This window comes from Gammaproteobacteria bacterium, assembly GCA_029882975.1.
GTDB lineage: Bacteria > Pseudomonadota > Gammaproteobacteria > SZUA-152 > SZUA-152 > JAJDNG01.
In genome coordinates this window covers 60,537-81,574 of record JAOUJW010000003.1, presented here as the reverse complement: position 1 = coordinate 81,574, position 21,038 = coordinate 60,537, and the positions used below count along the sequence as shown (strand labels likewise).

At 49.0% G+C, this 21,038-nt stretch carries 16 protein-coding genes; 6 read left to right on the top strand and 10 right to left on the bottom strand.

All coding sequences use genetic code 11. The features are described from left to right. Window positions 1–295: 295 nt before the first annotated feature. On the bottom strand, window positions 296–1,345 hold the full coding sequence (locus OEY58_03295; GenBank protein ID MDH5324465.1) for a GGDEF domain-containing protein: 1,050 nt from the start codon (window positions 1,343–1,345) through the stop codon (window positions 296–298). A 346-nt stretch (window positions 1,346–1,691) separates the two neighbouring features. Between OEY58_03295 and OEY58_03290 the strand changes: the two genes are divergently transcribed. Next, on the top strand, window positions 1,692–2,411 hold the full coding sequence (locus OEY58_03290) for a YebC/PmpR family DNA-binding transcriptional regulator (GenBank protein ID MDH5324464.1): 720 nt from the start codon (window positions 1,692–1,694) through the stop codon (window positions 2,409–2,411). An 84-nt stretch (window positions 2,412–2,495) separates the two neighbouring features. Further along, entirely contained in the window at window positions 2,496–3,314 is an 819-nt protein-coding gene (locus OEY58_03285; protein ID MDH5324463.1) for a hypothetical protein, read from the top strand. Here OEY58_03285 and OEY58_03280 read toward each other — a convergent pair. The 3 genes from OEY58_03280 to OEY58_03270 are packed head-to-tail and all read right to left on the bottom strand — an operon-like array spanning window position 3,311 to window position 7,150. Next, window positions 3,311–3,901 carry a c-type cytochrome gene (locus OEY58_03280; GenBank protein MDH5324462.1) on the bottom strand — a complete coding sequence of 197 codons (591 nt, stop codon included), beginning with the start codon at window positions 3,899–3,901 and terminating at the stop codon, window positions 3,311–3,313. The genes OEY58_03285 and OEY58_03280 overlap by 4 nt on opposite strands. An 11-nt stretch (window positions 3,902–3,912) precedes the next feature. After that, window positions 3,913–6,018 (bottom strand): MtrB/PioB family decaheme-associated outer membrane protein, encoded by a 2,106-nt coding sequence (locus OEY58_03275; GenBank protein MDH5324461.1) that lies wholly within the window; start codon window positions 6,016–6,018, stop codon window positions 3,913–3,915. 34 nt (window positions 6,019–6,052) lie between these two features. Beyond that, a complete protein-coding gene (locus OEY58_03270; GenBank protein MDH5324460.1) occupies window positions 6,053–7,150 on the bottom strand; it encodes a DmsE family decaheme c-type cytochrome in 1,098 nt (365 codons plus the stop codon). A gap of 576 nt (window positions 7,151–7,726) precedes the next feature. Between OEY58_03270 and OEY58_03265 the strand changes: the two genes are divergently transcribed. Both OEY58_03265 and OEY58_03260 read left to right on the top strand, forming a co-directional pair. Next, window positions 7,727–9,592 carry a c-type cytochrome gene (locus OEY58_03265; protein MDH5324459.1) on the top strand — a complete coding sequence of 622 codons (1,866 nt, stop codon included), beginning with the start codon at window positions 7,727–7,729 and terminating at the stop codon, window positions 9,590–9,592. Window positions 9,593–9,602: 10 nt separating this feature from the next. Next, window positions 9,603–10,256: an Ig-like domain-containing protein gene (locus OEY58_03260; protein MDH5324458.1), complete on the top strand. Its 654-nt coding sequence runs from the start codon at window positions 9,603–9,605 to the stop codon at window positions 10,254–10,256. Window positions 10,257–10,456: 200 nt separating this feature from the next. Here the strand turns inward: OEY58_03260 and OEY58_03255 are convergent, their stop codons facing one another. From OEY58_03255 to OEY58_03235, 5 genes are all read right to left on the bottom strand, one after another. After that, complete coding sequence (locus tag OEY58_03255; GenBank protein MDH5324457.1) at window positions 10,457–11,047, bottom strand: DUF3365 domain-containing protein; 591 nt, start codon at window positions 11,045–11,047, stop codon at window positions 10,457–10,459. A gap of 300 nt (window positions 11,048–11,347) precedes the next feature. Then, a complete protein-coding gene (locus OEY58_03250) occupies window positions 11,348–13,714 on the bottom strand; it encodes a CHAT domain-containing protein (GenBank protein MDH5324456.1) in 2,367 nt (788 codons plus the stop codon). Window positions 13,715–13,755: 41 nt separating this feature from the next. Beyond that, window positions 13,756–15,591 carry a M48 family metalloprotease gene (locus OEY58_03245; GenBank protein MDH5324455.1) on the bottom strand — a complete coding sequence of 612 codons (1,836 nt, stop codon included), beginning with the start codon at window positions 15,589–15,591 and terminating at the stop codon, window positions 13,756–13,758. 106 nt (window positions 15,592–15,697) lie between these two features. Then, complete coding sequence (locus OEY58_03240; GenBank protein MDH5324454.1) at window positions 15,698–16,837, bottom strand: zf-HC2 domain-containing protein; 1,140 nt, start codon at window positions 16,835–16,837, stop codon at window positions 15,698–15,700. Continuing rightward, on the bottom strand, window positions 16,818–17,372 hold the full coding sequence (locus tag OEY58_03235) for an RNA polymerase sigma factor (GenBank protein MDH5324453.1): 555 nt from the start codon (window positions 17,370–17,372) through the stop codon (window positions 16,818–16,820). The genes OEY58_03240 and OEY58_03235 overlap by 20 nt, the downstream gene beginning before the upstream one ends. 327 nt (window positions 17,373–17,699) lie before the next feature. Here OEY58_03235 and OEY58_03230 point away from each other — a divergent pair, with 327 nt between their 5' ends. Continuing rightward, a complete protein-coding gene (locus tag OEY58_03230) occupies window positions 17,700–18,371 on the top strand; it encodes a hypothetical protein (protein MDH5324452.1) in 672 nt (223 codons plus the stop codon). Between the two features lie 234 nt (window positions 18,372–18,605). Then, a complete protein-coding gene (gene hemE / locus OEY58_03225) occupies window positions 18,606–19,670 on the top strand; it encodes a uroporphyrinogen decarboxylase (GenBank protein ID MDH5324451.1) in 1,065 nt (354 codons plus the stop codon). Window positions 19,671–19,717: 47 nt separating this feature from the next. Here hemE and OEY58_03220 read toward each other — a convergent pair whose 3' ends face one another. Further along, entirely contained in the window at window positions 19,718–20,989 is a 1,272-nt protein-coding gene (locus tag OEY58_03220; protein MDH5324450.1) for a malate dehydrogenase, read from the bottom strand. Between the last annotated feature and the right edge of the window lie 49 nt (window positions 20,990–21,038).

The following is a 21,038-nucleotide window of genomic DNA, read 5'->3' as shown; positions in this document are numbered from 1 at the left end:
ATTCCGAACCCTGAGCAAGATACAACACCCGCTCTGGTGCGGTATGAATTGCTGGAGTACTCATTTGTCACCTCGCATAAAGCCGTCCGGTTGATACTTGAGCTTACCTTATTCACGGCACATGTCCAATACACCGGCTAAACTAAGAAACGCAACCGCGCCCATGAATTGGATTTGAAGAGCTGATGACCGGGAGTGAACGGAGGATACAATCCGCTGGACAAGAAAAATCCGGCCATAAGCCGGATTAAAAAGCCCCGCGCCGCTACTAACGCGGGAACATCAGGGGGTTCACTTAGCCCGCTTTCGCGCGAACCATTTCGTTGGTATGTACCACTTGGTTTTTTCCTTGCGATTTGGCCCGGTACAAGGCTTCGTCAGCCGCATGAATCAAATTGATTTCGTTATCGGAATGGGACGGAAAGTTCGCAATTCCAATACTGACGCTGGTCTCCACATTGATTCCACCCGGCAAGGCGATAGGATATTCGCAAATACTTTCGCGAATTCGCTCGCCCACAATGCCGGTATCCTGATCTGAAATCTCCACCAAAATGACAGCAAACTCCTCACTACCATATCGATACAGGCTGTCGGAATCCCGAATGCTTTTGTAGATGAAATCCACAGTCTTACATAATACTTTGTCGCCGGACTCATGGCCGTGTTTGTCGTTGACGGAAGAAAAATCATCCATATCAATCAACATCAACGATACTCCGCGGCTGTAACGCTTAGCCCGTTTGACTTCCCGCTCTAAGTCCATGATGAACTTGCGCCTATTGTATACCCCGGTCAACTCATCGTTGGTAGCATGGTAAGCCAGCTTGGCATAGGATTGTTCCAACTGATGGGCCATAGTATTGAATCCGGTGGCCACATTTTGCAGTTCTTTGGGCATTTGTTCATGAGCCAACCGATAGGACAGTTCCCCGGCATTGTATTCTTCAACAGCATTAAGAAACTGAGAAATCGAAGGAAAAATCACTTTAGACAAAATACCAATCCCGGCAGCCATAAGCATCAAGGAAATAATGGCGACTACAGACAGCAGCATTAACACATCAAATTTGTCATGCATAAGTTTTTCTGACGCCACATCGATGGATTTCTGCATCTTTTTCTGGTGAGTTTGAAACTCTGAGGAAACATCCGGCAACGCCGCAGACAGCTCCACCAAACGACTGGTTTGCTGTATGGACTGCTCAACCAAAGTATTGGCACTGGAAGTAATCCAATACAAGGAACTGAATGCAGTGATCGTAATTGCGGTGATGGCAAATACGGCACAAAACAATCCAGTCAAAAACAGACTCTTAACCGAGTAACGATGAATTTGCGGCATGATATTCTTCCTAGAAAAACTGTGTCATTAGCTGATACATTTATATCGGCTTAATTGTTACAGATCTTTAAACATCGATTCCTTGCGTGATTAGAATTTACATTCTGGAAATCTTTTTAACATCAAAGCGTTGACTATTTTCCACTAATATTGTATGGTTATTCCCGTCAGAAACAATTAACATTATGTCGTCGCAAGGCAAGTTTTCGGCACCCCCGGTAGTGAGGTATCAGTCACAAAACTTACAATTCAATCCCTGCCAACCAACACCGCCCAAACATGGATTTGGGGTATTCATTTCCAGTAAAATAGCCAAAAAATTTTTCCACCTTAATGAGGTCAATACATGGGCAGAGCCTATCAAAACCGTAAAGCATCAATCGCCAAAACGTCAGATGCCAAAGCCAAGGTCTATTCCAAATACGGTAAAGAAATCTATGTGTGTGCAAAAAACGGCGGCATCGACCCGGATGGTAATTTGACTTTACGACGCTTGATAGACAAAGCCAAAAAAGACCAAGTCCCGGCCCATGTCATTGAAAAAGCGTTGGATAAAGCCAAGGGCGGCGGTGGCGAGGATTTTGTTACCGTGCGATTCGAGGGCTTTGGGCCCGGCGGCTGCATGGTCATTGTCGATTGCCTCACCGATAATAATAACCGCACCTTTGGCGAAGTACGGCATTGCTTCACCAAAACCAAGTCCAAAATCGGCTCTCCCGGAGCGGTAGCACATTTATTTGATCATCGAGCCATTTTTGAATTTAAAGGTAGTGACGAGGAAGCCATCCTCGATGCTCTCATGGAGGCAGACGTTGACGTGAGTGATATTGAAAGTGACGCCGGTGTCATTACTGTTCTAACACCCGCCTCAGAGTTTTATAAAGCTAAAACTGCCCTGGCCCAAGCCCTGCCCGACGTCGAACTGGATGTAGAGGAAATCAGCTTTATCCCCCAGAATACCACGGCGCTGAGCCAGGAGGATGCGTCTGTTTTTGAGAAATTCATGGACCTGCTTAACGATTGCGATGACGTCCAGGATATTTATCATAACGCCGAAATTGCTTAAATTATAACCACGCGAACAAGATAAGAATGTGCTATAGTGCCCATACAATTCCACTGAGGCGCTGAAGACGTCAACGGTTGTCCCATGAGCAATAGGCATCCCATTTCCGTTTTTTTTGATTACCGGGGGAAAATATGTCTCCACCTCGGCCTGCTCTCTTTACTGGCACTCTGCGGCTGCGATGTTAACACCCAATCCTCTGAATCGCTGAAGGATCATGAAATCATCGCCGAGTATTCTATTTCATCACGCCATGAAACCCCGGGTGCTTCCCCTTTACTCATTAGTCTCGATGCCGATTTACGCTATCGGAAGAAAGGTAAAAACGAGATGAATTGGCTCCTGTTAAAAGTCGATCGTGAACCTGATGAAACCGGATATGTGGACTTAAGTGCTAACGAAAGCTTGATTGCGTCTGACGGCGTCATCCAACAGAGCTTATATAGAGACACATATTTATTTGGATCATCACGGTACGACACACAATGGATCAGTAATCAAAGCGGCGAAATCCAATATACCATTACCTTGCATCGAGCCAATGGCAACAATTTGGCCGCGAATATCACAATACCGGCAACCCCTGTTATTAGCAGCCCCGCCTCCGGCCAGGTGTTTTCTGTAGCCAATGACACCATTGATGTCAGTTGGGACTCTACGGCCGACACGTATTTCCTCAGTATATCCGGTACCTGCATTCAATACAGTACATTCGTTCACAACAGTAACCAGCTATCCATCCCGCCGGGAGCGCTTAACTTTATTGGCGACCAAGCCGAATGCACCGCCACGTTGCGAATCAGTGCAAAAGTAACGGGCGAGATAGACTCCCGCATGCACAGTAGCAGCTACTTGGACGGCACTTCATTGGCCGCACAAATGGCAATGGGGGTCACTCCCTAATCCGGTTGTGCCCCGGCATAAAATTGAATCAACCGTTCCAGCGCACCTTCCCCTTCAAGCCTTTGCATTTTCCGTAGCTTGGTCAGCATCATAGCATTAGTACGTCTTTTTCCGGCAAGGTACTCTTGGAGAGTCAGACGCAAATAATCTGTCCATTGCCCCGCCAGGACTCCGTAACCATCGATGCTCACACCACCATTGTTGCTATGGCATTTTTCACAATAACGCTGATGCAGACCTTGCCCTTGCGCCGCCTTGTTTGAATCCATGGCCTGCTGACGTGCCAGAGGTTTTTGCCCGCTGTAAAATAGTGCCAACTGTTCTATATCGGCTGCGGATAACTGCCCCGCAAACATTTTCATAATGTCTGAGTTGCGTCCACCGTTTTTGTACGCGTCCATGGTGTATTTAAAGTAGTACGGGGTAATACCGGCAATCGAAGGGGCCGACGCACTGGGACTGTTTCCATCAACGCCATGGCACATTGCACACTGTGATGCCGGCGGATCAGTCTGCGCCGGTAATATTCCTGGCCCCAGACTGATACAGGCAACCAACAAACTTTTCACTAACAATTGTGCCCGCATCACCGCCTCCATTAAAAACGCATGTTATAACTTAATGCCACCACCCAAACTCGATAATCCGGATTCCCTTCACCCACAGACAACACATTATCTAAAGTATCAACGGCGACGTCCTGCAAAGCCCAATCCTCTTCACGATATTTTTCATAGCGAAATACCGTATTTAAACCGCTACGGGCGTCCAGTACATAGTGACCCTGTAAAGCCAGGCTATGACGTGAAGAAAGTAATTGGGGAAAATTCGCAATCTCCGAGATCCGGGTTTCGCCGGAAAATCGGGAATAATCGTAGCTCAATCCCAGATTGGTTCGATTTTCGAACTGCCATTGCAAGCCCAGACCAATTGTATTCACTGTCTCGTCATTCTGGGCATACCAAGAGGACGCCGCTTGGCTACCCGCCTGCGAGGATCGCATCACGGTGTGGTTATAATCACTTGTTATGGAGGCTGACCGACTTAAGTGCCAGTTCAGGTTCACGGAATAACTGCGTTCCTTACTATCCAACAGTCCCACGGCAGAATGATCGTATTCGTCCATAGACATTTCCACTTGCAGAGCAAAATCAACCTGACTGAAAGTGCTCGAACTAACAGAAATATTGATTCGGTCCCGAATGCGGTCTGCCATATTGTACTTACGCAGCGCGGGGTTCTCCGCAGGAACAATTTCTGCCACCGGACTGTAGCGTTCCCCCATGCGATCCAAGTGTTCCAATTTAAGATTCAAACCGGTTCCCTGCTGTAATTCTCCAACATAAGCACCCCACAACCTCTGCTCTTTGGCGGAACTGATTTCCTGGTAAGTGCGATCATTCCACTCATAGTCATAACCTGCGGTAATACGATGAAGAGCTGAGAATTTGTAGCGGCCTTGAGTTTGCAACAGACGTTTACGAAAACTATAGGGAAAATTGGCCCGATCTCCGCTAATAGCGGTATCCGCAGAAACATAGGTATATGTGGCTCTGTCTGTATTATTATCCTGTTCCTGCTGAATATAGCTTGCCTGCAATTGCAGGCGCTCAGTAAGGGCACTGAGAAAGCCAAGCGATAAATCGAAGGTGAAAATCTCCCCTCTCAGGGAATTACGCGGCAAAGCCGAGGGGGTCAAAGCCACATTCACTGTATAGGGCAGGAAGGACTCATCCTGTCCCATCCTGCCATACGCTAGTCCGGCAAAAGCGCGACTGCGTTCACTGACGATGTAACTGGCTTGCGCTGATAGACGTTGCATATCGTTACCGGGTTCCGCGCCAGCCTGACCTTGACTGACCCCAACAGGTTCGGAAAAAGCGTTTTCCCAGCGCAAGGCCTTCACTGCATTGGTAAATTCCGATACCTCCAGAGAAAACGAGGTCTGTAAGCGCGATTGCTGTAGGGCCACATTGAAGCGAGCATTGCGACTCTCTTGATCCACCGGAGCTGTTAGCAAAGCACTTCTTGCTGTCACAAACACATTACCCAATGCCAAGCCTTGGATGCGTATACCTTGCTTTTGCAATTGGTGAAAACTCAATTCATACGACAATTGTGGCGATGGATGATATACCGCATCAATATTCAGATTTTTTCTGTCTGATCCGATTACCACTTCGTGCAAACTGCTGTTAAGCTGACTCATCCCGCCTGTCGTTGCTGCGCTCACCCAGGTTACAGGCAACACCTGTTGCGACTCTCCCTGATACGGCGTAAGCACGGCACTGTGCTGCCGAGGAATCTGATCGTACTCAAGCGCGACACCCATCACCCCCGCTGACTCACTGGACAAAAGCAAGCGACGGCTATCCAGAGTCAAGTCCTGCCCTTCCACTGACATACTCCAGCCGGCATCACCCGGCGGTTTTGCTGTATTAAACGCTGCGATGGCATAACCGCCACGATCACCCAACCCTGTGTAGTCTCCATACATAGAATCTTCCGTAACAAACCCCGCGCCTAACTCTATCTCTGCGTGAGCTGTTACATCGGTAACAGGACACCATTTGCATTCCCAACCGGCTGTGCCTCCTGCCACGTCTAAAGGAGATTCTTGTGCATACAGTACGCTAAGCGGCAAGCACATAACTACTAAAGACATTATTGGCATCATTAAAAGCAGGAACTGCACTCGTTTCATTGTCGGTCTCCGTAGTAACGCAGCGTTTAAACCCCTAACGCATTAACTTCACCCCGGAAGGATGATTAGAACCATGAATCTGAAAATGACAATTCAAACAGGATTTAGCCAACAAAAAGGCATTAGGGGTTTGCTGAGCTAAACCATCACTGCCATATTTGACACTGGAATGCCCGTTGGCATGACATTGCTGACACAACAGCGGGGCTCGCTTTTTTAGCAAAGCATCGTAAACCGAACCGTGTGGCCTGTGACAAATACCGCAGTCCTCCGAGACCGGCGCATGAGCCCAAAGGAACGGACCACGCTTATCCGCGTGACAGGTATAACATAAGCGACTGCTGTTGTTACGCAACAAGAATGGCGCTACCGCACCGTGGGGATTGTGGCATTGGGTACATTGCATTTTCCCAAATCGAACCGGGTGGACCGAAGAACGCTGGAATTCAGCTCGTTGTTTTGGGTGGCATTGGAAACATTTATCCACCTGCGTATCGCGTTGCATAATTGGGTCTTTGGGCACATGTAAAGTGTGACAATCCACACACCGCATCGCTTGGCTCTGGTGTGCACTACCCCGCCACTGTGCTCTGTGTTGGTCCGCATGACACTGTAAACACATTGAATTTTGTTTACTGACAGCAGTTTGGCTGTCGCGCCCAAATTTAATAATCGGAGCCCTGGGTTTACCTACAAAAGGTTCTAACTCATGCAAACCACCCGGACCATGACAAGACTCACATTGCAAACCCGCCATGGGTGAGCGCTTATTAACACGGTTACCGTGGACGCCGTAGAAAATATCCAAGACGGGAAAAGCGTAATCTTCATCATGGCACTTTAGGCAGGTATCCGCACCTTTTTGGGAATAAGGAATACTTCCGGCCGGCTTTATATCAGACTCTTGAATATCGTCTTCGGTAAAGACTTTTCGCTCCTCTGCCCAGACGACACCATTGCTTACCAGAAAGGCGCGTTGCGAGTATGCGTTTTGAAACAACCGGTTTTGGAACAACTGGCTTAGGAACAAAGGGTTTTGCAATAAAGAGATTTGTACGAACGCGAAAAACGGTCCTTGGAAGAACAACACAAGTCCCCCACAGATCATCACCAATTGTCTGCGTTTCACCATTTTCTTCTCCGCTCGACAGGGTGGCCTTCAAAGAAGTCTAGACCATTATTAGCGGAACTGGACTTGATACACATTCTGTTACTACCGTTTATGTAACCCCAGCATAGTCGCAATACTCTAGAGCCACTATGATATACATCAAAAACCATTCGCCGCCTATACCACACTACGCTTACATCACAACAATCAATACTCTGCACTTCTTTTTTATACGTAAGACACGCGCGCTATTTTCCTCTGTAATTACCGAACTTGCGCCGTAACACGTAGGAAAACCACGGACAATGGGCAACTGCCTGGCCACCCCGCCAAACCAATAAACGCTTGTTTGTATGACAAAATCCAATTGTGTATGGGTTTAAGCGTCAGTCAACATAAGCTGATTTTATACTTAAATCACTATTATTTTGATTGCGCAAGCATAGGGTTTGGGACTATAAATAAAGGGAACCCTCTCTGATTGCCCAACGTAATACAGACATCAGTGGCCCATTGCACCACCATGACAGCAGGAAAATCAATTTCAGGAGATACATGAGCGCACCGAGGTACGGGTACTATTGTTGGTAGAAAATTATGGTACAACGTTCATTACCAAATAGTTTTTATTTTCTCTTGCTACTCTCACTGAGCATACCCCAACAGGCCACCGCTTTGAGCAGCGGAATTACCGGCCAATCGGGCAATCCCAATACCAACGCCGGATCCAGTTGCAGTGCTTGCCACACGGGAGGTATCCCCCCTTCCATCAGTCTAAACGGCGCCATCAACATGGAGGCCGGCAGCAGTGCCGGTTTCACCTTGATTATGAGCGGAGGCCAACAAAACCTGGGGGGTTTCAATATCAGCGCCACAGCAGGCACCTTAACGCCTGGCAGCAGCAATATGGTACTGGAGCAACGGGAACTGAAACACAGTTCCCCCTATAGCGTCGGTAACGCCGGCGTAGAATGGACGTTTACCTTTACAGCGCCGGTCACTACCGGGGTTGTGACTCTATATGCAGCTGTTGTATCCGCTGACAACGACGCCACCATGGAAGGAGATAGCGTTGCCCTTAGCAGTTTGGATATTGAAATTGTACCGGCTCCGGGGCCTATCGTTCCCGAAGCGCATATCAGCGCTCCGTACGCGGCTCAACCCGGAGATTCCATATCACTGGATGCGAGCGCATCCGTGGATGGCGACGGAACCATATCACGATATTTATGGGACTTCGGTGACGGCAGTGCTTTTGAACAAGGAGCGGTTGTTAATCACAGTTACATGAACGAAGGCAGCTATACCATTACCATGGCAGTAACCGATAACGATAAGCTCACCGCTGCCGCCGCGACCACCGTAATCATCAACGCCAATGCCGGCTCACCCGAAGGTGAAGCGCTTTATAACCAATATTGTTTTGCCTGTCATGGCACCGGCGGATTCGGAGGTTCTGCAGTCGCAGTAGTGGGTGCCACAACAACACAAATCACAACAGCATTGAACAATATTGCCGCGATGAGCGCTATCTCTGTCACCAACAATGAAGTTCAGCTCATCGCAGATTTTCTGCTGGTGGGCAGCACTGCGCCTCCCCCCAGGCCTAACGACGGTCCGGGCCTATATGGCATGTTCTGTTCCGCCTGCCATGGCATTGATGGCCGCGGCGGTATTGAGTCAGGCGTTAGCGGTGCTTCCTTCCCCATGATAGCAGCTGCCATTGCCGATATACCGGCCATGCAGAACATCAGCCTGTCGCTGGAGGAAACTCAACTGGTGGCAAATTTTCTCACCGCCGGAGGCAGTGGCAGCCTGCCGACTGACGGCGCCGGTCTGTACCGGATTTTCTGTGCTGTGTGTCACGGCAACGGTGGTCATGGCGGTAAATTTAAGGCCGTAACCGGAGCGCCGTCTACCATGATCAGCGCCGCCATTGCAGCGGAAAGCTGGATGAACCCGTTACAGCTCAATGCAACCCAACTGAACGCCATTGGCAACTTCCTGAGCAGCGGCGGCAGCGGGCCGTTACCCGTGGATGGCGCGGGATTGTATGGCGTATTTTGTTCGGTGTGTCACGGTACCGACGGTCGTGGTGGCACTTATAAAGTGGTCACAGGTACGTCCTTGAGGTTTGTCGAAAATGCCATTAACCGAATTGCTCTGATGCGATCCCTGCAGTTGGACAACACCCAACAACAATTGATTGTCGAGTTTCTCGCCTCCGGTGGCGGGGGTACCAAACCTGTCGACGGCGCAGGGCTCTATCATGTGTATTGTGAAACCTGTCACGGCGTCAATGGCCAGGGCGGTCCCGTGGACAATATTGTCGGCGCCACACAAAGCGAAATCAACCGGGCCATTGTGAATAAAAATGACATGCAACAATTACAACCCTATTTGAGTACCAGCGGGTCCGGCAGCGACACCGGCCTTATCAGCAACTTCCTAACCACGCAGTAGGTGATGTTGTATGAGAACCAAAATCACAATGCACTTCCAACATCGCCGCCGGTTTTATCTCTACCAAGTCATGCCCGTCATCCTGCTGGCGCTCACCGTGGTAACCTGCTATGACAGCGGCACACAATCGGCTCCACCACCCGTACCACCGCCGGCTGAACTCACTATCGGGAATGACACCCTGAGCCTGCCTCCGGATTCCAGTGGCGTGGTCAGCGTATTGGATAATGATTCCAGCAGCAGCGGTCACGTCCTGGGCATTGATAGTTTCGACAGTAACAGTACCCAAGGTGGTAGCGTGATCCACGAGGGTGGGGGCCGATTTACCTATACCCCCGTCACCGGCTTTACCGGAGAAGATCGTTTTAATTATATTGCCTTGGACCCCGATGGAACCAAAGCAGAAGGTACGGTGGTGATAACCGTCAGTACTGAGGTCATACCCAATGGACGCGCATTCTATGCTGCTAAATGCGCTATTTGTCACGCCGCCGGCGTCGATGACACCAGTCGTGCTTTCAACGCAAGTGATTTGGCTCTAAAAAGCATGCCCTTAAGCCGGAACCTGTCCCTTTATGGCGGCCCTTATGAATTGATGGGCGCATTCAATAACATACCTCAAAATAAAGTGGATGAATTGAGAGCATATTTCGCCAGTCTTTAACGTTTGGTGTCAATTTTGGTGGAAAATGTAAGTTCTGTGTAACCCCACCGGCACTAAACTAGCACCCTGTTCTAGGTGCTGCCACACACCCAAGAACGGAATGTTCCGGCTTGACCGGGATCTACTCTTACTCTCTGGAGGTTACAGCCTGACCCGCGCTCGCTGGGACAGGCTGTTTTTTCAACCGCCCCCCAGATTCATTACTTCTGAGGCAACCGAACCCGAACAATCAATCCACCCATCAAGTCCCCTTTCTGAAAATCTTTTTTAGGGCTGTTTGGGTGCGAATTGTGGCATTCCACACAAGACTGTTCTACAGCAATATCCGGATATATTGCCAAAAAATACCGTTGCCCACTCTCTTCTATTTCACTGTAGAAATTTTTACCCGGATTTTTCAAAATATGAATCAAGCCTTCTCGCTCTTGATTCTCAGCAGGAAAGTGAGATCGATTGATGGCCCACAGGGACTTTAAGCTGTATTGGACATCACCACCGCTACTGGTATTCACCTCCGCAGCACCCATACGCAACATTTGTGATGGCACCGGTAATGCTTTGAGCTCCTGCCATTGCTCGGCAAATTTCACCGTTTGGTCATTCATATGCAACCGCTGCACGATGTGACGCGCGTAGACATGACGGTTCGCTTTGACAATCTGATAGATGGTATCTGACAAACGCTGTAAACTCACGGATTCACCGTTTTGGTGTTTGCACGCGCCGAGAATCGCAAGCGGTAACATGACCGCTGCACCAAGTGCCCAATATTTATTCAAACCAGCAAGCATCCTGCCCCCTCATAGTTATTCTCAGACTGTCCAGTCTGTCAATCTGTATGCTTTCACGAATGCGGGGATGAAAGCATTTAAAACAATGACGTGAGTTTCAGGTTTGATGGTAGTCGTTACGTAAAAGTACTCCGCTTTATCCATCCCGTGCGGAGTCGACAAATGTGCGCACCTTTAGTTATTAGAATTGCACGCCGACCTGAGTGACAGTAAAACTATAAACAAGCAGTTGAGATTTGTACACATTTTTAGTGTGACAGAGGCCGCTGCGGCGATTGCTGCCACCGATGTTTGTTGGTTTTATAACCAGTTTCCAATTAACAAGAAGGGAGACCAGTAACCCGGATGCCGATACCGAACGTTCTGCATCAACTTGCTCTGAGCACGCTGTAAGGCTTGCGCTTTGGTAACAACCGGATCGCGTAACTGCCGATAAAATTCCGTAATCAGCACAGCTGAAGCCTGATCATTTATTGCCCACAAACTGGCCAAGGCGCTGCGAGCCCCGGATTTAATAGCTACGCCGGCCAAACCCAGAGCCGCTCGATCATCTCCCGCTGCCGTCTGGCAGGCACTTAAGGTCAACAGCTCAATAGGTTTGGAACGACTGCGACTTAAAGCGGCAAATTGCCCCAATTGGTCCACAGTGATTCGATCATCATACGTCAGGATATAGGATTGTTCCACGTCACCTGAAAAAACACTATGCGATGCAATATGGGTAACGGAGTAATTGGTATCCCGCAAAGCTTTCGCCACACTGGCGCTGACAAATTCTCGGTTTAGCAGCAACTTACCCACATACAAATCCTGTATTTCCTCCAGTTCCCCGCGTACATATTGTAAGGCCGGAAATCCTTGTACTGACTCACTTAATCCGCTTAGTAGAATTTGCAAATTATCTCGCTGCAATGGCCTGGGGTCAGTGAGTTTCAACCCCGGTGAAGTCGCCAAAGCGTATTTGTTAATTAAAAACTGCTCTCCATCATGCAACACGGACATGGGGATGGTACGCAAGGATTTATCTGCCACCATAACCAAGGTGTTAATACCGCGTTTTTGAAAATCCGCTTCCATGGGCTGAATCAACCATTGATACAATTTTCGAGCATGAGGCAAATAGGCTCGTGTGCGCAGACTTTCCAAGCGAACCCGTAGGGCTCTAACCTCCTCAGTAACCTCTGCCTCGGTTTTCTTAACCGTATATCGCTCCATCCCCGAGCCAAAGCTCACCAGTAATTCCGTACGATCGGGAAGTAATATGGGATACAAAACAGCCGTATTATCCGCCAGTGTTTCATCAATGTGTTTAATGTTGTTCTTGGCATTAACAACACAACTGTCTTTAAAATAATCCTGTAATTCAGCCTCTTTTTGCAGCTCCATGGTATTTCTGGCTTCCAATAGCAATTGGGTTCGCTGACGAGGATTGCTTAAATTATCCGTTTTTCTCAGCAAGTTGTCAGTCAACTCCAAATAGACATTGCCTTGCGTCTCTGAAAACCGGGAATCTTTACCCAATTGCCGCTTACTCAGTTCCTGACGAATGGGCTGCAAGGCATTTACAGCCAGTCGGTAAGCCCTAATCGAGTCGTCTTGCTGCCCCAGTTTGTTATAAATTCGCCCCGCTTGCCACTGCCACTGGTATAACAAATCGGTGGACTCGCCTTTTTGTGCCTCAAAAATCGCCTTGCTATTTAACGCAGCCGCATCACCCCATTGTTCAGCTGCCTCATAAATAGCCGCCATAGCACCATAGACGCGCGATGCTAAACGACCGCTGGCCAAGCGATCGAGAAAATCTGTGGTCTGATTAATCGCCCTGACCACCTCATGAACCATTTGTTTGCGGTCCAGCCGATCCTGAGGTTTTAGTGGCAATTGCATAACACCTTGTACAGCTTGGGCTAAACTCGCCAAGATCATTACGGACTCATAGGAAACCGATTGAGACCGTAAGCCACGTAATACGGAAACGGCACTGCGACTGGCCGCCTTCGCACGTCCTTGCTGTACCAACACCGAGGTGATGTTGGTATTGGCTTTGGCCGTTAACAAGGGACTCTTGTTTTGCTCACCCAGCAAAGCGGCAAATTCAAAGGTACCCAATGCCAGGTCATACTGCGACCGTGCAGCATAAAGATTCCCAAGATCATTTAAAACCATGGACTCCAGTTCCCAATCCTTAATCGCCACCGCATCCCGACGCGCCTGACGCAGCAATTCCAGCGCTTTTTCCTGTTTCCCGGAATACAAAAACAAACTACCCAAACTACTTTTGATTCTCGCCTTGAGTTCCGGGTTGTGGATTTTCACCCCACGGCGCCAAGCTTCTTGTAAACTACGTATTGCCTTAGTCACAGCGCCTACAGACCGTTGAGCAATGGACAGGTTGTACAAGGAAATAACCTGCCCCTCTGTATCACCGCTGGCCTGATCCTGTGCAAGTGCGGCTTTCCAATAGGCAATAGACTCACCGAACTCCCCAAGACTAAACAACTCCACGGCTCTGGTTTTATTATCAGTATCCGCAATTCCTGATGAGATTTCCGGTTTCGCATTCTCTGCAAGGGCGAAAACATTCTGCGCCAACAACAGGGAAAAACCCACAACCAAACCTATGTACCGTTTTGGGAAAAACTGCTTACCCTCAAAATTACAACCCATATGTACTCTCTCTTTTAACCCATGCTCTTGCGCTATTGAAATCAAAAAATGACCCAGGAAACCACAGAATTGTCCCTGATTTGAAAAGTTATGCGCTCTTTGGCGTAAACCCAACTGGCCCCCAGAGTCGTATTTAATGTAGATGACGGTACACCATAGGCGCTAAGCACCTGCTCTTGCGAAACCCCAATTTTAATGCCGCGGTTGCTGGCGCCGCCATAGTCCAGACCGGCGAGAACCGCTCTAATCTCATCGCCTTCTGCCAACGTGGTGATACCATTGCCGTATTCGGATGTAGTAAAGGGAGCATCCTTAAAAGACACCAATTTTACCGCCCCTTTACCCCAGCTACGGGGAATTTCATCCGCATAGTGCCCCACCTGCAAGCCGGACAGCATTTCGTTTTTTACTGAAATCAAGCCACGAGACACGGCCAGTTGCGTATCCACTTTGTAGCGACTGCGCAAGGTTTTCGCCCAATTACTGTTAGAGTCCAGTTCCAGATATTGTTTCCAATACCTCCTGGCCGCTTCCATATTGTTTCCGAGATAAGCCATCATTCCCAAATTGTACAAGGGATCAGCAAAGCCGCTGCTTTGACTCATGGCACGACGCAGATAATCCTGCGCCTTGAGACTGTTTTCCGAAAAATGAAACGCCACGCCCATGGCGTTCAACAGACCACTGTTATCGGGCGCTTGCTTCAAAGCATCCTTTAATATAGCAATGGCTTTAAAGGGCTCATCATTGACAATATAAGCACTACCTAGATTTTTGTAGGCTAGTATATAGGTGGGATCCTGTTTAATCGCGGTGCGGTAATACTCGGTAGCGACTGCCATATGCTGTTTAAACTGAAACTCATTGTGCTCCGGCCCCCGAAAACTGGTTTGCGCTGCACGAGTTACGGGGTCTACAGCCAGAGCTAACTTAAACTGTGCCGCAGGCGAGTCATTGATTCCACTCAGCAACTTCAAAGCCTGTTGATGGTGGCTGACCGCAAGATTGTGATGCACTTCCCGACCGGGATAGTGGCGTTGAAACTCACCAAACGCATCAATCGCCCTTTCAAAATCTCCCATTTGGTAGAAGAGCAAACCCAAATCAAACAGCTCGGCTTGAGCGGACACTTGGCGCAAACGGGTTATTATGGCGGTATTTCGTTGTACTGAAGAGGGATGCGTGGAATTTTCTGCTTTAACATTATTTAGTGATCGAGGCCGGCGCTGTTTCACCCGATGGGGATTGAGCAGTGACTCCCATTGAGCAAAAAAACCCGTGTCGCCGCTGACATTGACTATGGCGTCTGTGTTAAAGCCCGCCATGGATGCGAACAATATCCCTTTTTCATCCGCTCGTAATTCCTTGGCCTGTACTTTATTGGTCTCCCCCACAATCCCACGGATTTGATTCAATACAAACTCATCCGCCAAACCTTTGCGTTTGGACAACTCAATGGCGTTAAAAAAATTAATATGCCAAAAATCATCGTCCAACAAATGGGCAATTTCATGAGCCATAACAAAGGCGAGGCGATCATCGCCATCATGACCATCCTTGTAGCACAACTCCAGCACACCTTTGGACAACACCACCCAACCGTCGGGAATGGAAATAGGCAGAGTTATATTGAGTGGATCTTGCGCGATAATATGCAGTCGGGGGTGTACACCATGGCGGCTACCTGCAGCATTTAATACACGGGTAAATATTTCCCGTGCTTTACTCACTCGAGGATCTTGTTCCGCCGTCAATTCTTTGTAGTTCTTACGCCAATACTCAATCCGCTCCTTAGGGTTAGGAACGATAGACGCAGCCGCCCCTTGCCAGGTTGTCGCCAGCAATACGGTAATCATCAACAAGCGTGAAACTTTCACGTTAGTACTCTCCCCAGGATCTCCGTATCCTCCTGATGTTCTTCCTCAAACTGCTATATCGGCGAATGGTCGGTCTTTAAAAAAACCTCATTCAACCAGCCAACTACTACGCCAACAACTCGCGCAGCTGCTTAATTTTACTAATTAGAACCCTCAACTCACGTCGATCCAAGTTTTGCTTCTGTAACAAACCATTAATTTCCTGCATTCGGGTCAAAACCCCTGCCGGCGCATCAAATCGATACATCTCTTTAATCAGTGCAGCCGTCTGTGTGTTTGCCGGAACGGAAACTTGGCTTGCCGACCCGTTGTCCACAGCCAATGCGGCCAGTCCAATATTGTAAGTCCATATTGCTGCTTTAAACAGCATCAATCCTTTCTCGTCATTCATCCTCAAGTAATTTTCATAAGCGTGCTGAAAATCGCCTAAATTTTCCAGTGAACGTCGCCCTGCCGTAGTGGAACCCAATCGATTGACCTGATCAAAACGAATGAAATTCCGGGCCTCTATAAGACTTTGAGCCAGCGATTTTGGCATACCTTCTTCTTGAATCCATTGCAGCATTTGTGCAATGTGGTTTGCAGCACCGGAAATATCATCGCCGTGTAGATAGCTTACGGTTTCAGACAACAGGGTGCCTACGGTAAAACTGCGGGTCTCGGTCACCTGAGCGGAAAAACCATACCCTGTCGAAGCGGTGGTTACCGGGCGCATTTTATGCGACAAACTCACAAGTTGCTTGTTCGCATTAATACCGGCCTGAAAGCCAGTGGAATCTACTCGAGAAGCCTGTTGTGGACTCCAAAACAATAATGAACTGAATACCAGGGTCACTGTGGCTGCTACGGCAAAAAACGGCAGCAAAGAATTGGTATAAGCACGCTTCGACCCGACAATTGTATGGAGCGTGGCAACAGTCCCTTGATCTACGGGCCGCGTCATTGTTTCTGCAGACTCTGCCACAGGGAGTGTCAATACTCGGTGGATATCCTTTTGGATCGCCTGTTCACGCCGAACTTCCTGCAATACCCGCTGGGGCAATTGATTCCAAAATTCTTCACCGGGATCTTGTAACAAACTGTTATTGGCATTTCCTAACATAATCTTTATTCCGTTGAATTCGCTGTTGCATCCATCGCAGCTTTGTAAATGCTGCTTCACCAAATACCGTTGATTCGTCGGTATTTCCTCTTCTATATAGTCAACCAATACTCCTCGGACGTAGTCACAACTGATTGAATTCATACTCTTCCTTTTGTAATGTTTTTCGCAAGCTGGTGACCGCTTGGTGGTAATGCGCCTTAGCCGTCCCTACTGACGCCGCCATTATTTCAGCGATCTCCGGAAAAGTGCAGTCTTGATACAAGCGCAGGTTAACGGTCATTCGCTGTTTGGTGGGTAATTTGTCCACCGCTTCTTTCAAAAGGCGTTGTTGTTGCGCTTGCTCAAACTCTGTGGCGTAATCCTCGTCCACACTCCAATCCAGAGAATCCCATTCAACATCATCCAAACGCTGGCGATCTCTGCTGCGATAATGGTTTTTGCACTGATTTATCGCAATTTGATACAACCAGGTCTTAAAACTGGAACGTTCGCCAAACTGCTCAGCCTTTAAAAACACATTAACAAATACTTTTTGTGTAAGATCCTCTGCGTCCGCCCGATTATTGACATGGCGGTATATAAAGCCATACAACTCTTTCTGATATTTCTCAACCAGATGAGTCAGCGCAGAGTCCTCACCGTCTATAAAGCGTTTTAGTAAAGTTGTATCGTCCATGGGCCGTTCCTATCATGTGTGACACCGCACCCAGCGCGGCGGTTTAGTAAACCAGTTAAAGGAGTTACATTTTTATTGTTATCATGTGTCACTATAAAACCACAGCCCTCTTATTCTTGCTATGTATTATTACCAGAATCCATGATCAATATTTACACGTAAGCCGATCGGCCTCAAGCCTTCTAGCTTTCACCTGAAATATCAAACACTTACACTATTTCTTCAGACTTTATCCGACAATTTCCGGAAAAAACACCACTACACCTTTTACAACACCTTTGTGTCTACATCAACACCAGAGAAATGTTAATAACAGGTAATGCCACTATGAAACCTTTATTCGATCAAACCGGATACACCGCCATAAACAGAAATATTGCTTATAATGTAGAACCGGAATCCTGGCCGCTGTGCTGGAACCACCTGAAGCGGGCATTGGCGCTGCAAACCCCCCACAGCCGCAATAACGCGAATACCTATACTGAGCTCGAGCAACAAATTCAGCGTTTTTACGCGCAACTACAACAAACTCCGGAATTCACTGAAAACGTGCGCGCTATCAATACCAGCCCCCGCAACAATAACCCCTGGCTGGGACAAGAGCTTTTCAATGACGGCCACATGGAGGTCAGCTTGAATGTGTATTTCAACGAGGCCGTTACGCCGATTCACGATCGCTCCCGCCGCGTGGAAGCCTTTATTGTCTTATCCGGCCAAGCTCGTGTACAGCACTTCTCCATCCTCCCGTCACCCATAGAAAGCCACTACCCCATCGTCAAGTTACGGCGCGACGAGTGCGAAAATCTGGAACGCCATCAGCTTTGTCTACTGCACTCCGGGTTCAATTCAGTGCACGAAATCACTGCATTGAGTGGGCGCTGTGTGGTGTTACGTCTTTCCATTTACGATGTCACCGCTAGAACCTTACCCTGCTGGTATTTCCCCATATCCTCACAACACAATGAGGAGTTTTTCACCCAACGGGTAAAACAATTCTAGGGAAGTGCCCTGCCCTGATACCCCGCCCCCGGTGCTGCTGCCGGGGCAATTTCCCGGCAACTCTTCCGGTCTTCCCCGTCGCCGCAGACCCAATATGGGAGATAAACTACCGGCCCGCAACGATACGTAATATAATAGCGCGTTTGGCGGCACCTTGTGTCCGGGAGAAATAGAGCCTGTCGATAAATCATCATCTGTAGGCTCTTATCACAACAACCTGTGGATAAAGCGACAATGACCGAATTAAAGAATGACCGTTTTTTGAGAGCTCTCATGCGCGAACCGGTGGACCTCACTCCAGTGTGGATGATGCGCCAGGCCGGGCGATACCTACCGGAATACCGAGCAACGCGACAAAAAGCGGGCAACTTCATGAATTTGTGCCAGTCTCCGGAATTGGCCTGCGAAGTCACCTTGCAGCCATTGGAGCGCTATGCACTGGACGCCGCCATCCTGTTTTCCGACATTCTCACCATCCCGGATGCCATGGGCCTGGGCCTGGAATTTAATGTTGGCGAGGGCCCCACCTTCAGCAAACCCTTGCGCACACCGGGAGATGTGCGGGCACTGGGCGTGCTGGACCCGGCCGACTTGAGTTATGTAACGGACGCGGTAAGCCTGATTCGCCGTGAACTCCAAGGTAGAGTCCCTCTGATCGGCTTTTCCGGTAGCCCCTGGACCCTGGCCACCTACATGGTCGAAGGTGGCTCGAGCAAAGAATACGCCAAAGTGAAAGGCATGATGTTTGACGACCCCGACACCATGCATAAATTACTGGACACCCTTGCCGAATCGGTGACCGCGTATTTAAATGCCCAGATCGAAGCCGGAGCACAAGCTGTGATGATTTTCGATACCTGGGGCGGCGTGTTGACCCCACGGGACTATCGTGAGTTTTCTTTACAATACATGACTCAAATCGTAGACGGCCTGATTAAACACCACGATGGCCGCCCCGTTCCCTCCATCTTGTTCACCAAAGGCGGCGGAGCCTGGCTGGAAGACATGGCCATGAGCAAATGCAATGCATTGGGGGTAGACTGGACCCTGGATATTGGCGAAGCCAGAAAACGTGTAGGGCACCGGGTGGCTCTGCAGGGTAATATGGACCCGTGTATCTTGTACGCCTCGCCAGAGCGTATTCGTGAAGAAGTGGGCTCTATCCTAGCCAGCTTCGGCAACGGAGACGGTCATGTATTTAATCTGGGACACGGCATCCACCCGACAGTGGACCCGGAACACGTCTCCATGTTCATTAATTCCGTACACGAACTTAGCGGACAATATCACTCCAAATAACCTGGCTGGCGGTTTTAGGCCCGCAAGATTTCGCGGGCCTACCCTTGCTAGCATTGCGGCGCAGGTGGGTACTGAGCCGGATAGACCGAAGCCGCTCCACTATCCACAGCGGCCTGAGCCACAGCCGGTGGCACATAATCTTGCAGCCGGGCATCAAAAGGCTTTGGAATAATATAATCCGGCCCAAATTCCAACGCGTCCAATTGGTACGCCTGCAACACTTCCGCGGGCACAGGTTCATGAGCCAGTTTCGCCAGCGCTTTGACGGCAGCCACTTTCATGGCCTCATTGATGAGCCGGGCTCGTACATCCAGGGCTCCACGAAAGATAAACGGAAATCCTAAGACATTATTCACCTGATTAGGAAAATCACTGCGGCCGGTAGCAATAATCAAATCGTCCCGCGTGGCTTTGGCCAGATGATAGTCGATTTCAGGATCCGGGTTAGACAGTGCAAATACCACCGGCTTAGGCGCCATGGTGCCCAGCAGCTCCGCCGGCAATAGATTGGGACCGGACAACCCAAGAAATACGTCGGCGCCATCCATCACCTCCGCTAAGGTACGCAGAGGAGTATCAAGGGAAAATTCTTGCTTATATACATTCAGGTCCTGTCGATGACTATGCACCACCCCCTGCCGGTCCATCAGAAACAGATTTTCCTTACGTGCCCCCAAGGACAGCAACAGTCGCAAGGACGCAATACCTGCTGCCCCCGCACCCAGACAAACAATACGTGCATCTTGTAGTGTCTTACCTTGAATTTCCAGCGCATTGAGCATCCCGGCCGCTACAATAATCGCGGTGCCATGCTGATCATCGTGAAATACCGGAATATCCAGTTTTTCAACCAAAGCCGCTTCCACTTCAAAACACGCCGGGGCGGCGATGTCCTCCAGATTAATTCCACCGAAAGTTGGGGCGATATTGATCACTGTCTGGATAAGTTCCGCAGAACTTGCGGCCTGGACTTCAATGTCAAAAACATCGATATCGGCAAATTGTTTGAACAGCACAGCCTTACCTTCCATCACCGGTTTGCTGGCCAAAGGACCGGTATTACCCAAACCCAAAACCGCCGTGCCATCACTGATCACGGCCACGAGATTGCTTTTACCCGTGTATTTATAAACCAGCTCAGGGTGCTCAGCGATGGCGCGTACAGGTGCCGCCACACCCGGTGTGTAAGCCAAGGACAATTCCGCCTGAGTTTCACAAGGCTTGGTGGGCTGTACAGCGATTTTGCCGGGACGCCCTTTGGCGTGATAGTCCAACGCCTCCTGTTTTAGTTTTTCTTTCGCCTTGAGTTTTTCGTTCATAAAGTTAGTTCCTGTTGTTTTAACTGCAATTGTTAAACTGCAATCGTTT